This is a genomic window from Clostridium sp. CF012 (assembly GCF_018861755.1).
Lineage (GTDB): Bacteria > Bacillota > Clostridia > Clostridiales > Clostridiaceae > Clostridium_AD.
The window spans coordinates 1-1405 of the sequence record NZ_JAHLEF010000097.1 but is presented as its reverse complement, the minus strand read 5'-3'; the positions used below and the strand labels follow the sequence as shown (position 1 = coordinate 1405).

Annotated in this window: 1 protein-coding gene and 2 rRNA genes; 2 read left to right on the top strand and 1 reads right to left on the bottom strand. The window is 31.0% G+C overall.

Annotated elements, in window-relative coordinates:
* Positions 1–111 (top strand): 5S ribosomal RNA (gene rrf / locus KPL50_RS26425); the annotation flags it as partial.
* 55 nt (positions 112–166) lie between these two features.
* On the opposite strand, the gene KPL50_RS26420 is transcribed toward rrf, so the two are convergent.
* Positions 167–898, bottom strand: a complete 732-nt coding sequence (locus tag KPL50_RS26420) for an NAD-dependent protein deacylase (protein ID WP_216301445.1) — start codon at positions 896–898, stop codon at positions 167–169.
* Between the two features lie 445 nt (positions 899–1343).
* Here KPL50_RS26420 and KPL50_RS26415 point away from each other — a divergent pair.
* Positions 1344–1405, top strand: a 16S ribosomal RNA gene (locus tag KPL50_RS26415); the annotation flags it as partial.

Sequence of the window (1405 nt, the reverse complement as noted above, 5' to 3'; positions counted from 1 at the left end):
GATTATGGCATGAAGGTAACACCCGTTCCCATACCGAACACGAAGGTTAAGCTTCAATGCGCTAATGGTACTGCAGGGGTGACCTTGTGGGAGAGTAAGTTGTCGCCAGGTAAGAAAAAAACCACTAAGTCTAACTTAGTGGTTTTTATTTTGCGTAAAAAATAAATTAAAATTCACATACAGTACTTAAAACTTTCCCTATACTTTCATTAATAACCAAATTTGCTTGTTTATCATAAGGGGTAGAGGACTTGTTGATAAGAATTAAATTATTTCCTCTGAAATATTTTATCAAGTTTGCAGCAGGGTATACCACAAGAGAAGTGCCACCCACAATCAATGTATCAGCTATACTTATTGCTTTAATAGAACGTTCTAAAATATCCATATCTAAAGCTTCTTCATAAAGGACTACATCAGGTTTTATAATGTTACCACAACTATCGCACTTAGGAATTATATTTTTGCTGTTTAATATATAATTTGAATCGAAAAATTTATTGCATTTCATACAGTAATTTCTATGCACAGAGCCATGAAGTTCATATACACTTTTAGAACCCGCCATTTGATGTAAACCATCAATATTTTGGGTGATTATAGCTTTTAATTTATTTTTTTCTTCCAGCTTAGCTAATGTATTATGTGCATCATTAGGTACTACATCTGGAAAAATCATATTAGATTTATAAAATTGAAAAAAGTCCTCAGTATTATTTATAAAAAAAGAATGACTTAAAATAACTTCAGGAGGAAATTTTAAATCGGTTTTTATGGTATATAAACCATCAGTAGAACGAAAATCAGGAATGCCACTTTCTGTAGATACGCCCGCTCCTCCAAAAAAAACCATATTAGCAGTGGTTTTTATAATTGTTTTTAATAGTTCATAACTCATAATATCAACTCCTTTACTACAGTATAACAGTTAAATAAATACTTAGTAGTTATTAATAAGAAAATATAGTATAATGAAATACTTTAAAATATGGTACAAGAAACTATATACTTATCCTAGTGTATCAGTATGAGATATGACTAGGATTAATTATGAATAGTGGAGAAAAATAGGAATAAATTAAGTATACGAACTATAACCTCAATATGCAATAACTTTGTTATGGTAAGATACTCCTTGTCGTCACATGATGACAAAACAAGTTGGTCTTTGAAAATTAAACAGAGAAATAGGTAAAATAGCGGAATAATATTTCGCTTGACCAGTTAATTACTTTAGATAAAGAAGTAATTTTAGTCGTAAGACTAAAAAGTATGTAATGAGCTTGCTAACCAACTTAACAGTTGGCGCAGATTATTCATTTCAAATAAAAAGTGTAAACTTTTAAATTGAGAGTTTGATCCTGGCTCAGGACGAACGCTGGCGGCGTGCCTAACACATGCAAGT